Origin of the sequence: Candidatus Poriferisodalis sp. (assembly GCF_965214215.1) — a bacterium.
Classification (GTDB): domain Bacteria; phylum Actinomycetota; class Acidimicrobiia; order Acidimicrobiales; family Poriferisodalaceae; genus Poriferisodalis.
Map to the genome: position 1 here is coordinate 2885262 of NZ_CBDCBD010000003.1, position 20166 is coordinate 2905427.

Below are 20166 nucleotides of genomic sequence, written 5' to 3' on the forward strand. Positions count from 1 at the left end.
CCCTCAATCGGGGCGATGGTAACCCTCGTCCCGCTATGCGGCGGGCAGCGCCTCGAGCACGAAGTCGTACTCGCAGCGGTCGCCGCTCATGTCCACAACAAGCGAGTCGCGCACGCCGAACACGGCGTCGCTGTCGAGGTAGTCGCTGGCGGAGTCGAACAGGTGCGTGATCACCGTCTTGTGGCCGCGAGCGGCAACTACGAAGTGCATGTGCCCAGGGCGCCAGTTGTGGCGGCCGTTCTCGAACAGCAGATCTCCCGCTGGACCATCGCCAGGGATCTGGTACGGCACCGGGCGAATGCCCCTGATCTCGTAGCGGCCGTCGCTGCCGGTAGTGAAGAGGCCGCGCATGTTCATCGGGGTCTGGCCGCTGTCTTGCACGTCGTAGAAACCGTTGGACGCGGTTTCCCACACGTCGAGCGTGGCGCCCTCGATGGGTTCGCCGTCGAGTCCGAGTACCCGACCGACGTAGGTGACCTCATGGTCGCCGTCCATGGAATCGGTGATGATCGAGTCGCCCATCTCGCGATGCGGTGCTCCCTCGACGTGGAAGGGCCCAAAGACGGTGGGCTCGGTTGATCCTTCCGCTGCGACGTGATTGATCATCTCGACAAGCATCGACACGCCGATCGTGTCGGAAAGCAAAATGAACTCCTGCCGCTGCTCGTCGCACATCTGGCCCGTGCGGGTCAACGCCTCGATGCCGGCGAACCACTCCTCACGGGTCAATCCGACCTCAACGACGAACTCATGCAGGTGCCGGATAAGCGATGTGGTGATTTCGGCCAACCGCGGGTTTGGCGAGTTGTCATACGCCGTCAGGACGTCGGCCAGGTGGGCTTCGGGCGTCATTGCCTGTGCGCTGTTATCCGTCATGAATTCCCCCTGTTGGACGCTCGCTCCGCGGGCAGGTCACGACGTCCAGGGTTCGCTGAGGGCAGCATGCTGGTCAAGGAGCGGGCCGATGGTGTCGAGCTGGCGCCGGCCCATGCCGCACTCGGTGGCGAGCCCAAACAGCGGAATGACTTGCGACGCTGCGGCGATACGGCGGCGGGTGCCCTCTTGCCCACCCGTGGCATGCACCAATCCGAGATACAACTCGGTCTCTTGAGGGATCTCCACTGCACCGAGCGCTTGGAAGTACTCAACGTCGTCTCGCTGCTTCGGCACGGGCATGTGGACCCAGTCGACGTTTCGCTCCACACCGCCCAGCACCGTGCGAACTGCCCAGGCAAGATGCTCGGTGGTCGAGGGCTCGACGAAATGCTGATGGCCGGCGTCGCCGTAGCAGAAGTGGTACCCCATCTCGGCCTCGTCGGGCACGAGATCTCCGAGATAGACGATGTGTTCCCCGATGCCGTCACAGGTGTCGATCCCACTGGCGTCCGTGTCGAGATAGCCCCAGAGGCCTTCGAGGACCCCGAACTCGATACACACTTCCCACTGGATGGCCAGGCGGTCGTTCGGGATGCCGTCCAGGATGCGAGCCAACTGGGCTTCCATGGCCGCTGTCCACGCTTCGAACACAGCTGGGCGGGACGACGGTGCGACGTACATAGTGACGACGCTGAGCGGCGACGGCAGTCCCACCATGAAGCGCGCCGAACAGGGCAGCGTTCCCGCTTCCTGTGCGGCCGCGAACTTCTCCCAGGACTCAAGCGCTGCGTCCGCATAGCCCAAGTCGACAAGTTCGAGCGGCCCTGCTCCATCGATCAATTCGTGCAGAGGAACATCGCGATCCAGGTACGCCGAGGTGACCGACCGGATCTCGAGTTGTGGGCACTCGCTCAGCTTGGGAAACTGCCAGGCGATCCAGGTGTCTCGTTCGCCGACTTCGCCGTCAGGCACGCGTCGCAGGTGCGCGGCGAGGTGGTCGCTCACCAATTCGAACAGCTGCTGCGGCTCGGTGACAGGGGCACTCCCGACTAGGTGGGCGCCTCGGACTTCTGCCATTGGATTCCCTTCTGTGGATCTGTCATGGCTGACTTGCCCGGTGTCAGTCGCATGGCCGGATTGAGCGGTTCAGCGCTGGACACGCTCTCGCGCAGCCTCGGGCCGCTCCGCTTGTTGCGACGCTGTGATACCTGCCTCACGATCGAGCGGGAAGGGGGCCATGCCGTCGGGTCCTGGCGGCGCCATCTCGGGCGGGAACAGTGCGAAGCCCGATTCGTCTCGTGGCTTGCGCTCAAGGTTGAGGCCGCGGACGTTTGCTCCCTTCGGCGGCTCGACTGGAGTGTTCTCGAGCACCTCGATGTCGACCCACCACTTCTTGGCTTGGTTGATTTCTCCCCGACCCAGCTTGTCGTCGAGGCGGGCGATCCACACAGTTCGCCGATGCCCGCCGACAGCAGCAGCGGGATGTGGTTGATCTCGTCGTCTGCCGCCGTGTGGGCCTGCGCGGCGTACCCGAGCCGGCGGATCTGTGCGGCGATGGCATTGGCGATGACCGACGTTCGCAGATACGCCCGCATCGACTGCGCGCCGCTGATCCAGTCGTATCCCGGCTCGCCGGGTCGGATCGGTCGCCCGTGCCCGACGATGATTGCGATGGCGTTGCGATGGCCCTCGATCGGCTCGGCAGTCCAGCACCCCGGCGACGGTTCGCAGATGCCGGCAAGGTCGGCGTCGAGGAAGAAGCAGTAACCGCGCATGTTGTCAACTGCGGCCCCGACGCTGGGCATAGGTGCAGGCGCGGCCAGCACGTCCCCCGTCCGGCACGCCGTGAAGACGTCGACGATGTCGTCGAAGACGTGCGCCACGCCCCACTCTCCGGGTGTGGCCGGCGCGGGCGGCGAGTCGGGCAATCGCGTTGTCGCGTCAAGCGATCCGGGGGCTAGCCGAGGCAGCAATTCGGTGGGCAGCGGTCCAGCCGCCGCTGAGCGCTTCCGATGAGAAAAGAGGCGCATCAGGCTCCGTGAACGTGTTCGTCAGGTCTGTCGCGATCCGGACAGCACGTTGGTCCCGGCGGTGCCAGACAGCGAATTGGGCGAAGCCTTCAGTCGGCGGCCACTGGCGGCGTGGTCTCGCTCATCCTGTCCCACACCACTTGGTCGGGCAGGCTCATGACCATGTCGTAGTGGTCTACGGGCATGAGCCGCGGCATGCCCGTGTCGGATGACGGCTGCGAAACAGGCTCAGTGGGACGGGTGTATTCCGCCGGGTGCTTCAGCCGTTGCAGCTCGGACTCGGAGATGCCGCACAGATCCTGCACCTCGGGGTCGACCCACTGCTCGGCCGGAATTGCCGATCCGCACGCCACCTCAAGCGCCAGTCCCTCGGGGCCGGCGAAGTAGATCGACTGGATGAAGCCGTGGTCGATCGGCCCGAACACCTGCACGCCACGATCACGGATGCGATCCCGCAGCGCCATCAGGTCTTCGAACGCGTCGACGTTGAAGGCGACGTGCTGCATGGTGCCAGCGGTGACCGGCTCGCCGGGGCCGCCCGCGTGGGTGACGCCCAGCTCAATGTCCTTGGCGTTGTCGGGGTGCTGGACGAATGCCACGTAGCTGTCGGGTGCCAGCTCTACGAAACCGTGATAGGTGCCTTCCACGCCATGCATCCAGTACAGGGCCTTGAGCGGCAACCCCAGAACGTCGCACCAGAACTCCAGCTGACCCCTCATGTCGCGAGTGGAAAGCGCGAGGTGGTTCACGCCGTTGGGATGTAGTGCAGTCATTCGAGCCGTCCCCAAAGTTCAATTCTCTCGTGACTATAGGCGTTGGGGATTCAGGGGAAATAATCTGAGCGCGCTCAGGAAGTCGCCATCGGGGCGACCACGTGCTCGGCGAAGAGGTCGAATGAGCGGTCCACCTCGTAGTTCGTGAGATCGCCCCACGCAAACACACCGACGAAGTAGTCGGTGCCTGCCTCTTCGGCAAACCGTTCGCAAACCGAACGGATGGTCTGTGGCGAACCGACCACGACCGCCTCGAATTGCTTCGCCTTGTCGTAATCGCCGCCGAGCGTCGGGTCGTTCGGCGGGATCATCTCGTAGCGACGGAAGAGCCGAGTCAGGTGCTCGGTGAACGCAGCCCACGTCCGGCGTCCGATCTCGTCGGCCTCGTCATCGGTTGGCGCCACGACCAATCGGCGCAGTCCGCCGATCATCGGCGAGTGGTGCCTGCCGATGCCGTCGTCACGGAGCAGCTCGTGGTAGCGAGCCGTGCTGGCCGCCACTGCCGCCAGCGGCCCGGCGGCCATCGTGCGCACGCCCATCTCTGCGGCGGTGTCAAGCTGGCCCGGCCGCCACATCGGTGGATAGGGCTTCTGGTATGGCTCGAACTCGATCGGCACATCGCTGAACGAAGAGAACTCGCCTTCGAAGCTGAAGTTTCCTTTCGTCTGCATGGCAGCCAGGATCAGCTCGAGCGACTCGTCGGTCTTGGCGATGGCGTCGTCGGGGTCGAGGCCCCACAGCAGGTGCTCGGGCACGCTGATGCCCTTGCCGAAGCCGAACTCCAACCGGCCCTCGGAAAGCTGGTCGAGCATGCACAGCTCCTCGGCCAGCCGGATCGGGTGGTAGAAGGGCAGCAGGTGCACCAGCGAGCAGATGCGAATGCGGCTGGTGCGCTCGATTGCTGCAGCGAGGTACACGTTGATGCTGGGTGCGGCGTCGAGCGGGATGAGATGGTGCTCAGACTTGTGCCACCCCCACACGCCGGCCTCTTCGGCCCGCACCAGCAGGTCGAGCCGGTGCCGGTACAGCTCGTGCCACGGCACGTCGCCGGGTTGTTCCAGCTGGTCGAAGATGCCGAAGCGCACGGGGCGAGAGTACTGGCGTGCCGCTCGCTCGGCCGTGCCGACGTACGGCAGGGCTGAGAAGCCGGGCGGATAGCTGGGCCCGCGGTGGAGGCGGCAGAACCCTCCGCTCCAGCGATCCGGCAGATCGCAACGTCGCAGAGTCTCCTGCCGCCGCCACCGCTACGGCATCTGTGCCTACTGGCTCGAGTCCTTAGATGATGGCGCTCTCGACGAACGGGCGCGGGAGTCGGGGACAATGGCCCGTGAAGTCGGTGTCGGTTGAAGGGGGCTGCCATGAGGCTGCAGGGCAAGGTGGCGCTGATCACAGGAACGGGCAGTGGCATCGGGCGGGCGACGGCTCTGCGCTTCGCCGCCGAGGGTGCTCGCATCGTCGCCGTCGACATCGCTGCCTCGAACGACGACACCGTCGCCGAAGTACGCGCCGCGGGCGGCGAGGCCATAGCGGTGCGTGCCGACGTCTCGGTGGAATCCGACGTTGCGGCCGCCTTCGACCGTGCCGAGGACGAGTACGGCGGACTTGACGTGGCCTTCAACAACGCCGGGATCATGCTCGACGCCGACACCGACGCCGTGGCGACCACCGACGAGACGATCGACCGCACCTTCGACGTCAACGTGAAGGGCGTGCTCTACGGCTGCAAATACGCCGTGGAGGCGATGCGGCGCCGCGGCGGCGGGTCGATCATCAACACCGCCTCGTTTGTCGCGTCGGTCGGCGCTGCCACACCGCAGATCGCCTACACCGCCTCCAAGGGCGCCGTGCTGGCTCTCACCCGGGAACTTGCGGTGGTCCACGCTCGGGAGAGCATCCGGGTCAATGCGCTCTCCCCCGGGCCGCTGCGCACTGAGATGTTGATGTCGTTCCTCGACACGCCCGAGAAGAAGCACCGACGGCTGGTGCATGTGCCGATGGGCCGCTTCGGCGAGGCCGACGAAATGGCGGCCGCTGCTCTGTTCCTGGCCTCAGACGACTCCTCCTACATGACCGGCGCAAACCTCCAGATCGACGGAGGCCTGACCGCGGCCTACGTCACCCCCGAGTAGACCGCCCTTCCAACGCAGCACCGCATCATCTCGACCGGCGGCATCCCATGGATTGCAGCGGGTCGGTCAGGCTGCGGTTGCTGGTTCGTCGTGCGAGGTGCTGAGGGGTCCGGATGATTCGGCTGGGTCTCGACGGGCCGGTTCGGCGGTGCGGTCGGGGGGCGGCATTCGGCCGGGCCAGTCATCGGGCGGTGTTGGGTCAGCCCGATCGTCAGGCGGTGGCGAGCTGGGTCGGTCGGCAGGCGACGTTCGGTCGGTCCGGTTGTCGGGAGTGCCTGGGCGGGGCCGGTGTTCCGGGGGTGGTCGGCTGGGTGGGTCTGCAGCGACTCCTCGGCTGGGCCGGTCAGGTGGGGGTGTTCGGCGGGGTCGTCCATCGGGCGGGGTTTCGATGGGCCAGCGGCGTTGGTGGTGGTCGGTGTGGCACGGCTCGCACAGGTTGGCGAGGTTCGCAATGTCGGTGTCGCCGCCGTCTTCGTAGTGGTCGATGTGATGGGCGTGACACCGTTCTGAGTGGGTCGCACACGCGATGCAGCCGCCGTCGCGGATGGCCAGCACGATCCGCTGCGCCTCAGAAGCGCTGCGCACCCGGTCCAAGGCGAGCTGGCTCCAGTCGCTGCTGAAGATCGCAGGCAGGATCTTCGCGTCAGCAGCCAGCTCGCCAAGCTGTGCCGCCGACAGCGGCGTGCCGTCGTCGAGGCGAGCATTCGCGAGGCGTCCAGAGGCGATGTCGTAGTCCGCCGCGATCACCAAGCTGGCCCCCGGACGCTGACGGCCCAGAATCAGGTCGCACAACGCGTCGGCGCTGCGCTGAGCAAAGGTGTCGTCGGCTGCGTCATCGCGCCGGCGCACGGCTCTTTCGGCTGCTGCGAGCTGCAAGCTCACCTGCCGGCCGGCGAGGTAGTCCAAGTCGGCACGCAGATGCCACATTCCGTCATCGCCGAGCACCAGCGAGCAGCGACGCTCGGCGCGCTGGAAAGCCAGCTCCGCGTCGGCGGGGTCGATCTCGCCGCTGACGACTTGGGCCTGCACCTGCTCGATCTCATATTGACGCCGATAGTCGAGCGTGCGCCGAGCGATCATGTCCGACGGATACGCCTCGCACAGCTCCAGCAGATCGCTCTCATCGAGCTTGTGCTCCTTGGGGGCCTCCCGAGCGACCAGCCTCGCGTGAGAGACATGAATGTCGCCCGCCGCCAACGCGTCGAACGTGTCGCCCAGATCGTGGTCCGTCAGCGCCTCGGCCAAACGGGTCTCGGTGCGCGCCTGCGCGGTGCTCATGCGGGTGTATTCGCGCAGCTGCCACGCAGCCGACCGCGCACCGTCACGGCACACCAACTCGCCCACCGCCGCCAAGAACCGCGCCTCGGCGCGAGACCGCTCGGCGGCCAGTTCCACGACACGGTCCACCAGATCGTCATGGGCCAACAACTCCAAGCCCATCTCCGACACGCAATCAGCATCAATGAACGCGCCCCGCTCAGCGCCCGCGGCCGCAGCCCGCTCGCGGTCTGCGGCCCGGTTCTGTTCGGCCCAGTACTCCCGGTCGTCGCCCTGCGCTGCCGAACGATCACCAGCGGCGATTGCGTCACAAACACCAGAAACATCAGCCGGGTTCCCATCAAAGACAGCCGAGTTACCGCTGGGCGAGTCCTCTATACGCTGCTCAGCGAACATAAGAGAAGCATACACACATACGCCGTTAATTGCAAATACTTACCCGCATCAATTGCAGCCGATTACTGCTGTAGATCCGAGAGGCCGTGGCAGCGAACGGTAGAACTTAATAGTAGCCAGGAACTGTCCTCAATCCCAATAGTTAGCGGGTTCTCCTTAGGAGTTCGCTTCACTGGCAGGGTGATATGCGTACCCTCCCTCGCATCCTCGGTAGTCATGATGGAAGCATGAATGACCTCTGACTGCCGAACTCGGAGTGTGCTGAGCAATTCCCGAATCGCCCTTTTGGGCCAAGCAAGACCGCAGGTCAGAGACTTGCCGTAGGTGCCGAAACCGAATAAATCAGCTGTCTCCTAGCGAGAGTCCAACCCTTAGGGCAAACCCTTCACGTTTGCAAGGTTTGCATCTGGGATCCAGCTAAACTCTGACATCCTTCGAGAAGTATGAAATTGCAGTCATCTCCGTAGAAGGCTTGTATCATCCATACAAGCGTTTGGGAATCTTCCGAGTCGTGGCATTCTCGGTATCCAGTCCCGCTTTCATTGGTTGCATGGAAGCCATAACCTTTTGCAAAATCATCTATCATCCACAACTCTGCTACCAATACAGGATTGGCGTTGATTTTCAGAAACACTGTTTCCGAGTTATTCTGTTCAGAGTCTTTGACAGGCACCTCTTCATCCGATTCGGAGCCCCCGCCGTCTTGGCCTTCTTCTTGGATCGTCTCGGCCGCGGTATCGGTGCCTGCGGTGATATCGCTGCTGGCACGCTGGCCCGCGAGGTGCGCCGTTTCCCAACGAGTCGTGCCACCCAGACGCGTCATGTGACGCCCGGCGAGCTTCGCGTCGGGCACCGCAGCCGCGCCGTGTACCACGTAGCCATCCGCCGCAGCAGCATCACCGAACCGCGCCTGCTGGCTCGCAGGCATCGAACTGTCGCGCGACCCAGCCAGGATCACACAATCCGTTCCCACCACTCCAGCAAGAGTGATGGCGCTGTAGATGTCCGACTGCGCCGCCGCGTCGGAACCGACCACGATCGGCACCTCGCCAGAACAATCAGATTCCGTCCACGGCTCCGCACCGTCGATGTACGCGCCCCCACCCGGGTGATGCTGACGAACTGCAATCCGAGCGTCGACAGGCCAGCACTAATGTCCGGTCGCAGGAGCAGCGGCGATGCGTTGTCGCCGCAGGATCGACGCCTGGGGGGCGGGATGCTTGGGCCATACCGGGTGCTGGATCTGACCGACGAGCGGTGCTGGTTCGCTGGCAATCTGCTGGCCCAGCTCGGCGCCGATGTGGTGCTGGTGGAACCTCCGGGCGGATGGCCCCGCGGCTACGCCCATGACGCCTACAACCGCGGCAAACGGTCGGTCGTAGCGGCTGACGCCGACGAGGTGGCCGGCCTCGCCGCCGGCGCCGACATCGTGCTGCACAACGACGCCACCCCGTTTGAGCTCGACCTCGGGGCCTTGCGCGAGGCGAACGAGCAGCTCATCACCGTGCACATCACTCCTTGGGGCGAGACCGGGCCGAAAGCCGACTGGAAGGCGACCGACCTGACCCTGTTCGCGTCCAGCGGCCAGCTCGCGGTGACCGGCGACAGCGACCGTCCCCCGGTCCGCATCAGCATCCCCCAGGCGTGGCTGCACGCCAGCGCCCAGGCGGCCGTCGCAGCGCTCGTGGCGCTCGAGCACCGGGCCCGTTCCGGACGAGGCCAGCACGTCGACCTGTCTGCCCAGCAGGCCGTCTGCGAGACGGCTCTGTCAGCGATCCTTTACGCGCCCGCCGGCCTGGAAGAGGTGCAGCGCGAGGCGGGCGGGGTGCGTTTCGGATCGCTCATGCTCCGCACGATCTATCCGTGCGAGGACGGCTACATGATCGTCACCCTCGCCTTCGGTCCGATGATCGGCCCGATGGTGCGCCGCTTCCTGGCATGGATGAACGAAGAAGGCTTCTGCGACGACGAGACGCTCAACAAGGACTGGGTGAACTTCGCACTGCAGCTGCAGGGCGGCGAGGAATCCATAGACGTCATCGAAGGCGTGATGGCGGACATCGCCCGGTTCTGTCTCACGAAGACGAAGGCCGAGATGATCGAGCGGGGCCTGCGCGATTCGCTGCTCGTCTGCCCGGTCAACACCCTCCAAGACGTGCTCGACAGCCCACAGCTCGCCGCACGCGACTTCTGGGACGATGTCGATGGCATCCGGCTTCCGGGGCGATTCGTGCTGGTCGATCGCACTCCCCTGCAGCCCCTCGGTTCACCACCCGAAGCGGGAGCTCATACCGAAGAAGTGCGGGCCGAACCCGGTGCAGGCCTGCCTTCGGCGCTGGAACCGCTGCCGCCCAATACCCGCTTGGATAAGCCGCTGGCAGGTCTGAAAGTCGCCGATCTGGCCTGGGTTGCCGCCGCTCCCCTAGCAACGAAGATCCTGGCGCATTGGGGCGCCACCGTCGTGCGAGTCGAGACCCAGAACCGACCATGCCTGCTGCGAGGCGCGCTCGGCCATCGAGACGACGTGGCCGACCAGGAGAACGCCATCGCCTGGCATTCTGCGAACGCCAACAAGATGACGATCTCACTCGATCTGTCCAAGCCAGAAGCTCGCGAGGTCGTGCGTGATCTTGTCGCATGGGCCGACGTGGCCATCGAGTCGTTCACGCCCGGCACGATGGCCGCTTGGGGACTCGGCTACGACGACCTCCGGCAGATCAATCCCGACTTGGTCATGGTGTCGAGCTGCGTGATGGGCCAGAGCGGTCCGCACCGCAACTTCGCCGGCTTCGGCCACATGGCGGCATCGGTCGCCGGATTCTTCGACATCACCGGCTGGGACGACCGAGGACCGGCTGGCCCGTACCTCGCCTACACCGACTACTGCTCGCCCAGGTTCACGGTGTGCGCCCTGCTTGCCGCACTCGACCACCGCCGCCGAACCGGCGAAGGCCAACACCTGGATTTCTCCCAGATGGAGGCAGCGGTGCACCTGCTGGCACCCGCTATCGCCGAGATGCAGGCCACCGGTGCGAGACGCACCCGGCGCGGCAACGCTGACGACCACATGGTGCCCCACGGCGTGTACCCGGCTGCCGGGGATGACCAGTGGATCGCCATCGCCGTCGAGGACGATGAGCAGTGGCAGTCACTGGCGATCGAGATGCGCCGGGAAGATCTCGCCGATCTCGACCAATCCGCCCGTCGGACCCGTCAGGATGAGCTCGACGAGATCGTCAGCGCCTCTACCGCCCGCCAGAACGGTCCGGGTCTCATGCATCGGCTGCAGGCGCACGGCGTTCCCGCTCACTACGTCCAGAACTCGGGTGCCTGCATCGATGATCCGCAGCTCGCCCACCGTGGCCACTTCCAATGGGCGCCCCACCAGTACGCCCGCCGCGTGGTGGTCGACGCCGTGCCCTACACCCTGTCGGAAGCACACAACGGCTTCGACTGGGCCGGGCCCACCTACGGCGAACACGCCTTCGAGATTCTCGGCGACATCCTCGGCTACGACGCCGACCGCATAGCCGAGCTGGCTGTCGCGGAGGCTCTCGAGTAAGCGATGTGACTCAGCACCCTCGGCTGGAGCTGGCTCTCGGCGACATCACGATCGAGCAGGTCGATGCCATCGTGAATGCCGCCAACGAGACCCTGTTGGGCGGGGGCGGCGTGGACGGCGCCATCCACCGGGCCGCGGGGCCAGAATTGCTCGCACACTGCCGCACGCTCGGCGGCTGCTCTACCGGTCAGGCCAAGGTCACGCCGGGATTCGGGCTGCCCGCCCGCTGGGTCATCCATACCGTCGGGCCGATCTGGCACGGCGGCCGCCACGGCGAAGCCGAGTTGTTGGCGTCGTGCTACCGGGAATCGCTCGCGCGCGCCGATGAGGTCGGCGCCCGTTCAGTCGCCTATCCCGCCATTTCCACGGGTGTGTACGGCTACCCGATGGCGCCCGCCACGCAGGTCGCCGTGGAAACTGCGCGAAGCACGCCCACCGACGTCGCATTGATCCGTTTCGTCTGCTTCAACGACGAGGCCCTGAGCGCTTACCAAACGGCTCTGGCTGATTGACATCGAATGGCATCGCATTCTGCGAGCGTTTACAGCAGATTGCCAGTTTCCTCGACAAGACTCCGACTCGGTGCGCCTGAGATCGTGCGGCTCGAAAACTCTCTTGCTGGCGTTTGTCGTCAGTGCCGCGCTTGCGCTCGTCACACAGGCGCCAGCGGCTGCGCACACGGGCCTGGATACTTCGCAACCGGCAGACGGGGAAACCGCCGACGATCCCGTCTCGCGGATCTCGCTCATATTCAACCGACCGGTCGAACCGGCCGGGAGCGGTTTCACGGTGTTCGACGAGCACGGCGATGAACGCCGCCCTGCCTCGCTGAACTCTGCCGACAGGCAGACGTGGCTGCTGAACTTCGAACCGCCTTTGTCCGGCGGGCAGTTCGAGGTTTCGTGGCGGGTCGTGGCCGAGGATGGCCACGTCGTCGAAGGTTCATTTGGGTTCGCGGTCGCTGGGAATCCCGACCACTCAAAGGCATCGACTGGGGATGCGAACAATGCGTCCGGCGGGGAGTTCCCCGACGAAACCGTCGACTCTGCAGTGGGGGATCGCTCAGCTGATGACGGCGCGGCTGCAAGCTCAGCTGGCTCGGCCCGCGACGACGATCCACTCTCGCCGACGATGACTGTGGCTGACCCGCCGTCCGTGCCCGACACTGCGGCGAACGCGTTCTCGTCAACTCCGACGACGAACACCGCTGCGATGGACATAGACGCAGCTGAACGCACCCTGACGTCGCAGGCATTGCACCGCAGCTCAGGAGCGACCGGCGCACAGAGACTCGCGGAGTCGATGCGAGCCTTGGGCCTGCTGGCGACGTTGATCATCGCGGGCGGGTTCGCGTTCATGGCGTTCGTCGTACGCGACGAACCGCTGGAGCGAGCCCGCTTCCGGACGTGGGTACGCGCCAGCGGTCTCCTGCTCAGCGCCAGCGCGATTGTCGCGGTGCTAACCCAGGCCGCCATCGTCGAGGGCGACTGGTCTGCGATCTGGACGGTCGATGCGATCACCGGAACCCTCGGGACGCAATTCGGCCTAGCCGCAAGTCTGCGCCTGGTCGGCGGCCTCACCGTGTTCACGGCATCGCGTATCGATGCACCGCATCCCGACAGGTCTGTACTGGCGGCAGTAGGGATTATCGGCGCTGTCGGCGTCGTGGCCTCGTATTCCTTCGACGGTCACACGGTCACCGAGGGACCGAGATGGTTGCACACCGTGGCAAATGTGACTCATGTGAGTGCTGCGGCGGTGTGGAGCGGCGGTCTGGCGATGCTCGCCGGCCTTCTTCGGCGCAGTCACCGCGGCGGCATCCACATCGTCCGGCACTTGATGCGTTTTTCTCAGCTGGCATCCGTCTCACTTGTGCTTGCCGGCGTCGGCGGCACCGTTATGGCAGTGCTCGTGATCGATCGTTTCTCCGACTTGTGGTCAACCGCATGGGGCCGCTTGCTGCTCGCGAAGATCGCTCTCGTGGCCCTCGCCGCATTCTTGGGGGCCCGCAGCCGCTGGGTTCATATGCCCGTCGCGTCGAAATCGACTGCCCAATTCGCCGAGGATCCGGTACATGAGCGACTGTGCCGAATCGTGGTTGCCGAGGCAGTAGTCCTCGGATGCGTCGGCGTCCTCACGGCCTTTCTCGTGGGAGCATCTGTGCTGTGACAGGACGTACTACCGGGCTCCGGATGGCGCTCACGATTCTCATCACCTGCGTGATCGCTGCAGCCTGTGGTGCTGATGCCGACGAAGTCGGTGACACCTCGGCGGCCGAGCCGATCCCCACACAGGCCGCTGACGTGATAACTCCCGCGAGCACTGCTGCTGAGCTGGCCATTCCCGATGGCGCTGAGGTGTACCAGCAATACTGCGCCGAGTGCCACGGGGTCGACCTGCGCGGCACCGACAAGGGACCCTCGCAGCTGTCCATCATCTACGAACCCAACCACCACGGCGACTACGCATACCGGGTGGCGATCCGTGACGGCACTCGGGAACACCACTGGTGGTTCGGCGACATGCCGCCCGTCGAAGGCATCTCCGATCTCGAGATCGAGAAGGTGATCAGCTTCATCCGTGCCGAACAGCAACGCCTCGGGTTCGAAGAATGAGCCCGCGCTAGCCGGAGCGTCACGGCGATGCCCGGAACTTCAAGCCGATCTAGTCTCGCTGCGCCGGGTTGACGGAATCGCCGGAACTCGCACGAGTCACACAAGGGGCCATCATGACTAAGCGCATCTTGCTCACTGGAGCGTCGACCGGGATCGGCAGCGCCACGCTGCAACGCCTCACCGCCGGCGGTCATGAAGTGGTGAACCTCGACGTGAAGGACGCGCCCCAAGGCGCTGCCGAGCACCATCACTGCGACCTGTCCGATCCGGACTCGATCGATGCGGTGGTCGGAGACCTCGAAGGCTCGTTCGACGGTTTGGGCAACATCGCCGGCGTCGCCGGAAGCATGGGCGCCGAATTGGTACTGCGGGTGAATGTATACGGGCTTCGTCACATCACCGAGACGTTGCTGGCGGCGGGCAAGCTCAATGACGGGGCGTCGATCGTGAACATCGCCTCGCTCGCCGGCATGGTGTGGAACCGCCATCTCGACCGAATCGCAGAGCTGGATGCCGCCGAAGACTTCGCCGCCGGCATCGAGGTCGCCCAGTCCTACGACCGCGGCGGCCCGAACGCGTACACACTGTCGAAGGAATGGGTCGTGTCCTACACGAAGCAGTTGGCAGGACAGCTGGTGCAACGCGGCATCCGGGTGAATTCAGTCAGCCCCGGGCCGGTCAACACCCCGCTGTTCCCCTACTTCGAGCAAGACGCCGGCGTCGAGCAGATGGCGTGGCTCAATGAACAGGTCGGCAGGGTTGCCACACCTGATGACCAAGCAGAGGCGATTGCCTGGCTGCTGGCCGGCGACTCCGGTTGGGTGAACGGCGTGGACTTGCCGGTCGATGGCGGCCTGTCCGCTGGCATGACCGTGGGCTGGGCCAATCCCAAGGACTCGCCAGCATCGCGTTCGCGCAGCAGCTGAACGTCGGCGAGCCAAGGAGCCCAAGCCGAGAGGGCGAGCAAGACTGTCTCGGGGAGACGTGACCAGGACCTCTGCAACCGGACTGGTGCTCACCGAGCCGCGATCGTTCGAGCGGCGCAGTTTCGACCTGCCCGATGTCGGCGAAGACGACGGCCTGCTGCGGGTCGAGGCGTGTGGGCTGTGCGGCATCGACCACGAGCAGTACACGGGCCACATCACCAATCCGCACGTATTCATCCCTGGCCACGAGGGGATCGGCATCGTGGCCGTCGCCCAAGGCACCACCACCATCGTCGCCCCCAAGAACGCCAGTTAGGCCCGTGCACCAGCCATCCGTCAGCGCACGTTGCGGCGGAGGACCCGCCGAGGGGCTCGCTACTGGCGGCCCATCTCGGCTCGGGCCGTGGCGGCAATGTCAGCCGCGCTCCGCTTCGGCAGCTTGATCTCGACCTCGTGCAACGTTCCGGTGAACGGGAACGAGCCGTCGTAAAGCTTCGACACCGTCGAGCCGTAGTCATGGCCGATACTGGTGCCCATCGAGGAGATGATCCGCATCACGAGCGGCAGTTCTGCGGCAGCCGCCGTCACGCCGTCGATGCGCAGCGCCACTGTCCCGCTGGTCCGGTCCGTTCGACGCAGGTGCATCGACAGCACGCAGTCTCCCTCAGGCAGATCGCTGGATGACTCTGCAATCGTGTGGTCTCCGAACGCGTTGTAGTCCACGACGAGGCGGTCATTCTGGACGAAGACCGACACGCCGGAACCTGCACTGCCCGTCGCCCAGATGACCCCATCGTCGCCCGCGCGCCGGGTGACCCGGGCGACCAGATCGAACGAGCGCCCACCCGCCGATGCCGCCGCCTGCGTCGGAATCCGGGACATCGGCGGCCGGTACACGTAGCACCGCTCGGGCGTGTGAGGCGAGTTTTCGAGCAATGGGGCAGCGAACAGCTCGAATCCTCGGTCGTCGAGCGGCAGCACACCGTGACGCTCGGCTTCGCTCCACCACAGGTCGGCCAACGCGGCGAGTCGCTCGGGCTGCTCGTCAGCGAGGTCGTTGCATTCCGAAGGGTCGGCGCTGAGGTCGAAGAACTCCCATGGTTCGGTGTCGAAATCATCGCCCGGCGTATGCCGTACCACTGCCTTCCACCAAACGCCTTCCAGCAAGGCAACCAAGGCGCGTGATCCACCGTTCTCGAAATACTGCAGCGTGTTGGTGGCCGGTACGTCGGGGTCGGCAAGCATCGAGGCGAAGGAGTTGCCTGTCAGCGGGAGCTGTTCCAACCCCCGGTAGGTCCCAGGCGGAGTGACTCCGAGCAACTCGTAGACGGTGGGCGTGACGTCTGCGACATTGACGAATTGGTTTCGCTGGGTCCCGCGCTGCTCGGCGGGGATGCCCTCCGGCCAATGCACCACCATCGGTACATGCACCCCGCCTTCGTGGGTGTTCTGCTTGTACCAGCGGAATGGCGAGTTGCCGCATTGAGCCCAGCCCCACGGGTAGTTGGTGTGGCTGTTGGGCCCGCCGATGTCGTCAAGCCGCTCGACGACATGTTCGATCGGCTCGGCCACCTGGTTGAAGAAGCTGAATTCGTGCATCACACCGGTCGGTCCGCCCTCTTGGGATGCACCGTTGTCGGCCATCACGATGAAGATCGTGTTGTCGAGGTGTTCGAGTCCGGCGACAAGCCGTCCGATCTGATCGTCGGTGTGGTCCAAGAATGCAGCAAAGGCTTCTTGCAGCCGGCAGGCCAGCTTCTGCTCGTTCTCTGAGAGCGCGTCCCACGGTCTCACGCCCGGGTTCAGCGGCGCCAGCACGGTGTGCGGCGGGATGACGCCCAGCTGGATCTGCCGGTCGTACCAGCGCTGGCGCACCACATCCCAGCCCTCGTCGTAGCGGCCCCGGTACTTCGCGAGGTACTCCGGTGGTGCCTGATGCGGAGCGTGCGTAGCACCGAAGGGCACGTAGGCGAAAAACGGCCGATCAGGACGCACCCCCTTGCTGTTGTTGATCATCCGCAGCATCTGATCGACGAGGTCTTCGCTGAGGTGATACCCGTCCTCGGGTCGCGCGGGCGGGTCGATCAGGTGATTGTCAGCGACGAGTTCAGGGAAGAACTGGTCGGTCTCGCCGTCGAGAAAGCCGTAGAACCGGTCGAAGCCCCGACCGAGGGGCCACTGGTCGAACGGACCCGCCGCAGAGATGCTCTGTGTCGGAGCGAGATGCCACTTGCCTGCGCAGAACGTGGCATAGCCCTCGGCGCTGAGCACCTCTGCAATGGTCGCCGCGTGGTTGGTGATGTGCCCGAGCTGATTGGGGAAGCCGGTCAGGAAGTTGGACACCGACCGCATGCCCACGGCGTGTTGAGACCGTCCGGTCAGCAGCGATGCTCGGGTCGGCGAGCACAGCGGCGTGACGTGAAAGTTCGTGAACTGGAGCCCGTTCGCGGCGAGGGCGTCGATGTGGGGCGTGTCGATGTCTGACCCGTAGCAGCCGATCTGGGCGAACCCGGTGTCGTCGAGCAGCACGAACACGACGTTCGGTGCCCCGGCAGGTGCCTGGGGATGCTGTTCGAACCAAGGCTCAGACTCGGCGATCGTTCGGCCGATTCGACCCTGAAAGGACGGGAGTTTGCTCGGCGTAGCCATGGTGAGCCTTTCATGCGGAATTGCACCAGGACGCTACGCCCCATCGTCGGGAACTACCGTCCTGCTGTGGCGCTCGACACCGACGTCGCCCCTTGATGAAAGGACTACGAATTTCATGACCACGCTGAGCCGACTCACCTACATCCAGCACATCATCTTGATGATGGTGATCGCCGTCGTCGGCTGGGCCGTGTTCCTGGGACTGTTCCTGCTGATCTTCACGGACGACTACGAACCGTCGGAATCCCGCACCGTGTGGTGGGTCTGGCTGATCGTCGGAACGATCGTCACCGTGATCACCATGTTCATGTGCTTCCGCGTGCTGCAAACACCGCGACAATGGCGCAGCTCGGCCGCAATAGCGCTCCTGGCACCCGCGATGATCCTCGATGCGATCACCACCACCTATTTCAACGACTGGTTCGACCAAGGCACCCACGACGACACGGCCTATTCGGCACTCATCCTCGGTGCCGCCGGCATCTGCCTGCTACTGGCAATGTTCATCAACAAGCCCACCGCCGACAAGCCGTAGACCCGCTGGCGACGACTACGCCGTGCTTGGTTGTCGGCGTAGCAGGCGCTTGAGGCGGTTGACGGCCGGCGTCCAGATCCAATCGGGCTCGGTGAACCGGCGATGGTTCTCGTCGGGCAGTTCCATGGGGTCGTAGTAGTTCTTGTCGGTGTTCTTGCGCAGGTAGGTCGACTTTTTCAGCACTTGCATGTACGCGTACAGGGTTCCCTTGTGGGTCCAGCCCTGTCGGTGATAGTTCCAGTTGTCCGGCGCCAGTCGCTGCGCAGCTTCGAAATGTCGCTGGGCACGGTCGCTGTCGCCTGCTGCTTCGAAGTACAACGCCAGCTTGAACGTGGGCTCCGCCAGCAGGGTGTCGTCGTCGACAGGCTTGAGACGAGCGGCCAGCTCCTCGGGAGACCAGACGAACTCGCTGTCAGCCCCGCGCTCGATCCAGTCTCTCGTGGCACGCGCAAAGGCGTCGTTGCCCAGCCGTACCTTGCCGAGGCCGAACTTGATGGTGGTCTCGTCGGGGAACACGCCCTCGTTGCTGCGAACGATGCGCCCCTCCTCGTCGATCCACGCACCCGAGGGCACATTGACCCAGCCGAACAACGAGCTGATCCGGTGTGTCGGGTCGACGATGCATCGGAACGTGGGCGACGCCTTATCGAACCACTTGCCAGCAGCAGCTTCGCCTTGGGAATCCTCGGCAACGCTGATCAATTCGAACCGGTCAGCGCCGATCGATTCGTACAGTTCCTGCCAGACCGGCAGGTTGACCCGGCACCCTCACCACGACGCCCAGCTGAACAGCACCACCTTGCGGCCGCGCAGCTCGGACAATCGCACCGTGTCACCGTTGCGGTCGGTCATCTCGAAGTCAGGGGCGAGCCCCGACTCCAGCCCCATGCGACGTACTTCGGGCACCGAGCCGAGGCTCCACACGCCGTCGTCGTGTACGTACTTCTGGCCGATCTTGTCGGCGAAGGCCGAGTAGCAGAACCACACCCAGTCGTCGGCATCTGCGATCCACGCTTCGCGTTCGGGCTCGACGAGCGGTACGCATATCTCCCCGAGGCACACCCCCTCAGGCTTCAGCTGCCAACCAGTGGCCGAGGCGAGCTGATCGACCCGCACCCACAGCTTGTGCGTGTCATCGCTTCGCCGAGCGATGTCGCTGGTGCTGTCACTCGTCAAAACAATCACTTGCCGACCCCTGCTCTTGAGTCCCATTTCAGCCGATAGCCGCTGCTACGGGAGACCGCCGCCCGGTTCGAGACCCAGCACCACGCGGCCATAGCTTTCATAGCCGACATCGGAGACCATGAGGTGTGACTGCACGGTGTAGATGTCGCGCAGGATGCGGCCCATGTCGTTCGCCAACATGACCGCGCTCCCGCCTGCGTACCGGAACAGCCCGCTCACCACGTCGACTGCCTCGTCGGTGCCCCACACCGCCGCGGCTTGGGCCTCGGTGACGAGCGCCGGATCGGGCGGGCCGTCAACGGCGGAGTCGAACATGCGCTCGAGCGCCTCGGCCATCCCGGCAGCGCAGGCGTTCATCCGGATGGCGCCCTGGCCGACGGCCCGCTGGAAGACCTGCCGATCGGCGACGCTGGTTCCGCCGAGATAGCCGCGCTTCTTCTCGATAGCGGCATCGCTCATGGTTCGCAGCGCCAGCCGGCCAAGGGCGTAGGCGAAGCTGCCGTGCTCGTTCACGACATATGCCGGCAGGCCCAGCCGGTGCAGCGCCCCTCCCCGCAGCAGCTCGGCCCCCAGCAGATCGGTGGCGAACCTGTCGGGCACGAACACGTCGTCAAGCTCGTAGTCGCAGCTGCCCGTGCCGCGCATGCCAAGCGTGTGCCAGTTGTCGTGCAGGATGACTTCGCTGGTCGGCACCAGCGCCCTGATCAGTGGCGGGTCGTCGCAGAACACCGGCACCATCACCCAGTCGGAATGCTCGACACCGCTGCCCCACCCCCACCGGCCCGACACCTGGTACCCGCCGTCAACCTTTCGGGCCATTCCGCCGGGCCGCAGTGCTCCGGCCATGAAGGGGAAGCCGTCGGCAAGCACTTCGTCCACGGCATCGTCGGTCAGCTGAGCCAAGGTGGCGCCCGACACCGCCGCCGTGATGAACATGCACCACGCTGCGGCCGGATCAATCATGACCACCGCCTCGATCACGTCCATCTGGACGACCGGGTGTGCTTCGGCGCCGCCCACCTCGCGCGGGGTCTTGAGCATGAACAGCCCCGATTCACGCAAGGCCTCCACCGAAGTCGACGAGAGCCGGCGTGCCTGCTCGGATTCGTCCCGGCCTGCGGCCAGTGCATCGGCAGCCGATTCGACGGACGCGAGCAGATGCGCCCGATTGGCTTCCCGATCTGCCGGAAACTGATTCACTCGGGGGCCCAC

Annotated in this window: 19 protein-coding genes; 9 read left to right on the plus strand and 10 right to left on the minus strand. The window is 65.1% G+C overall.

Annotation, left to right across the window (positions count from 1 at the left end):
* Positions 1–33: 33 nt before the first annotated feature.
* The 3 genes from ACOOF5_RS15245 to ACOOF5_RS15255 all read right to left on the minus strand — a co-directional run bounded on the left by ACOOF5_RS15245 (position 34) and on the right by ACOOF5_RS15255 (position 2325).
* Positions 34–876, minus strand: a complete 843-nt coding sequence (locus tag ACOOF5_RS15245) for a dioxygenase (protein ID WP_420440641.1) — start codon at positions 874–876, stop codon at positions 34–36.
* A gap of 36 nt (positions 877–912) precedes the next feature.
* Entirely contained in the window at positions 913–1953 is a 1041-nt protein-coding gene (locus ACOOF5_RS15250; RefSeq protein WP_420440643.1) for a hypothetical protein, read from the minus strand.
* A gap of 69 nt (positions 1954–2022) precedes the next feature.
* Complete coding sequence (locus ACOOF5_RS15255; protein WP_420440645.1) at positions 2023–2325, minus strand: hypothetical protein; 303 nt, start codon at positions 2323–2325, stop codon at positions 2023–2025.
* Positions 2326–2334: 9 nt separating this feature from the next.
* Here ACOOF5_RS15255 and ACOOF5_RS15260 point away from each other — a divergent pair, with 9 nt between their 5' ends.
* A complete protein-coding gene (locus ACOOF5_RS15260) occupies positions 2335–2643 on the plus strand; it encodes a hypothetical protein (protein ID WP_420440647.1) in 309 nt (102 codons plus the stop codon).
* Positions 2644–2995: 352 nt separating this feature from the next.
* On the opposite strand, the gene ACOOF5_RS15265 is transcribed toward ACOOF5_RS15260, so the two are convergent.
* Positions 2996–3679 (minus strand): VOC family protein, encoded by a 684-nt coding sequence (locus tag ACOOF5_RS15265; RefSeq protein ID WP_420440649.1) that lies wholly within the window; start codon positions 3677–3679, stop codon positions 2996–2998.
* Positions 3680–3753: 74 nt separating this feature from the next.
* On the minus strand, positions 3754–4764 hold the full coding sequence (locus ACOOF5_RS15270; protein ID WP_420440651.1) for an LLM class flavin-dependent oxidoreductase: 1011 nt from the start codon (positions 4762–4764) through the stop codon (positions 3754–3756).
* A gap of 273 nt (positions 4765–5037) precedes the next feature.
* Between ACOOF5_RS15270 and ACOOF5_RS15275 the strand changes: the two genes are divergently transcribed.
* Positions 5038–5808, plus strand: a complete 771-nt coding sequence (locus tag ACOOF5_RS15275; RefSeq protein ID WP_420440653.1) for a glucose 1-dehydrogenase — start codon at positions 5038–5040, stop codon at positions 5806–5808.
* 66 nt (positions 5809–5874) lie between these two features.
* Here ACOOF5_RS15275 and ACOOF5_RS15280 read toward each other — a convergent pair whose 3' ends face one another.
* Complete coding sequence (locus ACOOF5_RS15280; protein ID WP_420440655.1) at positions 5875–7482, minus strand: HNH endonuclease; 1608 nt, start codon at positions 7480–7482, stop codon at positions 5875–5877.
* 385 nt (positions 7483–7867) lie between these two features.
* On the minus strand, positions 7868–8527 hold the full coding sequence (locus ACOOF5_RS15285) for a hypothetical protein (protein ID WP_420440657.1): 660 nt from the start codon (positions 8525–8527) through the stop codon (positions 7868–7870).
* Positions 8528–8635: 108 nt separating this feature from the next.
* On the opposite strand from ACOOF5_RS15285, the gene ACOOF5_RS15290 reads away from it, so the two are divergent.
* The 6 genes from ACOOF5_RS15290 to ACOOF5_RS15315 all read left to right on the plus strand — a co-directional run bounded on the left by ACOOF5_RS15290 (position 8636) and on the right by ACOOF5_RS15315 (position 14901).
* Positions 8636–11044: a CoA transferase gene (locus ACOOF5_RS15290; RefSeq protein WP_420440659.1), complete on the plus strand. Its 2409-nt coding sequence runs from the start codon at positions 8636–8638 to the stop codon at positions 11042–11044.
* A gap of 5 nt (positions 11045–11049) precedes the next feature.
* Positions 11050–11556 carry an O-acetyl-ADP-ribose deacetylase gene (locus tag ACOOF5_RS15295; RefSeq protein ID WP_420440661.1) on the plus strand — a complete coding sequence of 169 codons (507 nt, stop codon included), beginning with the start codon at positions 11050–11052 and terminating at the stop codon, positions 11554–11556.
* 70 nt (positions 11557–11626) lie between these two features.
* Complete coding sequence (locus ACOOF5_RS15300; RefSeq protein ID WP_420440663.1) at positions 11627–13213, plus strand: copper resistance CopC/CopD family protein; 1587 nt, start codon at positions 11627–11629, stop codon at positions 13211–13213.
* A 23-nt stretch (positions 13214–13236) separates the two neighbouring features.
* Complete coding sequence (locus ACOOF5_RS15305; protein WP_420440665.1) at positions 13237–13659, plus strand: c-type cytochrome; 423 nt, start codon at positions 13237–13239, stop codon at positions 13657–13659.
* A 113-nt stretch (positions 13660–13772) separates the two neighbouring features.
* Positions 13773–14585: a coniferyl-alcohol dehydrogenase gene (locus ACOOF5_RS15310; protein WP_420440667.1), complete on the plus strand. Its 813-nt coding sequence runs from the start codon at positions 13773–13775 to the stop codon at positions 14583–14585.
* Positions 14586–14643: 58 nt separating this feature from the next.
* Positions 14644–14901, plus strand: a complete 258-nt coding sequence (locus ACOOF5_RS15315) for an alcohol dehydrogenase catalytic domain-containing protein (protein WP_420440669.1) — start codon at positions 14644–14646, stop codon at positions 14899–14901.
* Positions 14902–14960: 59 nt separating this feature from the next.
* On the opposite strand, the gene ACOOF5_RS15320 is transcribed toward ACOOF5_RS15315, so the two are convergent.
* Positions 14961–17234: an arylsulfatase gene (locus ACOOF5_RS15320; protein ID WP_420440671.1), complete on the minus strand. Its 2274-nt coding sequence runs from the start codon at positions 17232–17234 to the stop codon at positions 14961–14963.
* A 115-nt stretch (positions 17235–17349) separates the two neighbouring features.
* Here ACOOF5_RS15320 and ACOOF5_RS15325 point away from each other — a divergent pair, with 115 nt between their 5' ends.
* A complete protein-coding gene (locus ACOOF5_RS15325) occupies positions 17350–17769 on the plus strand; it encodes a DUF5367 family protein (protein WP_420440673.1) in 420 nt (139 codons plus the stop codon).
* A gap of 15 nt (positions 17770–17784) precedes the next feature.
* Here the strand turns inward: ACOOF5_RS15325 and ACOOF5_RS15330 are convergent, their stop codons facing one another.
* Together ACOOF5_RS15330 and ACOOF5_RS15335 are read right to left on the minus strand one after the other, a co-directional pair.
* A complete protein-coding gene (locus tag ACOOF5_RS15330; RefSeq protein WP_420440675.1) occupies positions 17785–18981 on the minus strand; it encodes a redoxin domain-containing protein in 1197 nt (398 codons plus the stop codon).
* A gap of 18 nt (positions 18982–18999) precedes the next feature.
* Positions 19000–20154, minus strand: coding sequence for a hypothetical protein (locus ACOOF5_RS15335; protein WP_420440677.1), 1155 nt, complete (start codon positions 20152–20154; stop codon positions 19000–19002).
* Between the last annotated feature and the right edge of the window lie 12 nt (positions 20155–20166).

Coding starts and splice junctions, on each gene's coding strand:
- ACOOF5_RS15245 (WP_420440641.1), bottom strand. CDS start 876: ATGACGGATAACAGCGCACAGGCAATGACGCCCGAAGCCCACCTGGCC.
- ACOOF5_RS15250 (WP_420440643.1), bottom strand. CDS start 1,953: ATGGCAGAAGTCCGAGGCGCCCACCTAGTCGGGAGTGCCCCTGTCACC.
- ACOOF5_RS15260 (WP_420440647.1), top strand. CDS start 2,335: ATGCCCGCCGACAGCAGCAGCGGGATGTGGTTGATCTCGTCGTCTGCC.
- ACOOF5_RS15265 (WP_420440649.1), bottom strand. CDS start 3,679: ATGACTGCACTACATCCCAACGGCGTGAACCACCTCGCGCTTTCCACT.
- ACOOF5_RS15275 (WP_420440653.1), top strand. CDS start 5,038: ATGAGGCTGCAGGGCAAGGTGGCGCTGATCACAGGAACGGGCAGTGGC.
- ACOOF5_RS15280 (WP_420440655.1), bottom strand. CDS start 7,482: ATGTTCGCTGAGCAGCGTATAGAGGACTCGCCCAGCGGTAACTCGGCT.
- ACOOF5_RS15290 (WP_420440659.1), top strand. CDS start 8,636: ATGTCCGGTCGCAGGAGCAGCGGCGATGCGTTGTCGCCGCAGGATCGA.
- ACOOF5_RS15305 (WP_420440665.1), top strand. CDS start 13,237: ATGGCGCTCACGATTCTCATCACCTGCGTGATCGCTGCAGCCTGTGGT.
- ACOOF5_RS15310 (WP_420440667.1), top strand. CDS start 13,773: ATGACTAAGCGCATCTTGCTCACTGGAGCGTCGACCGGGATCGGCAGC.
- ACOOF5_RS15320 (WP_420440671.1), bottom strand. CDS start 17,234: ATGGCTACGCCGAGCAAACTCCCGTCCTTTCAGGGTCGAATCGGCCGA.
- ACOOF5_RS15325 (WP_420440673.1), top strand. CDS start 17,350: ATGACCACGCTGAGCCGACTCACCTACATCCAGCACATCATCTTGATG.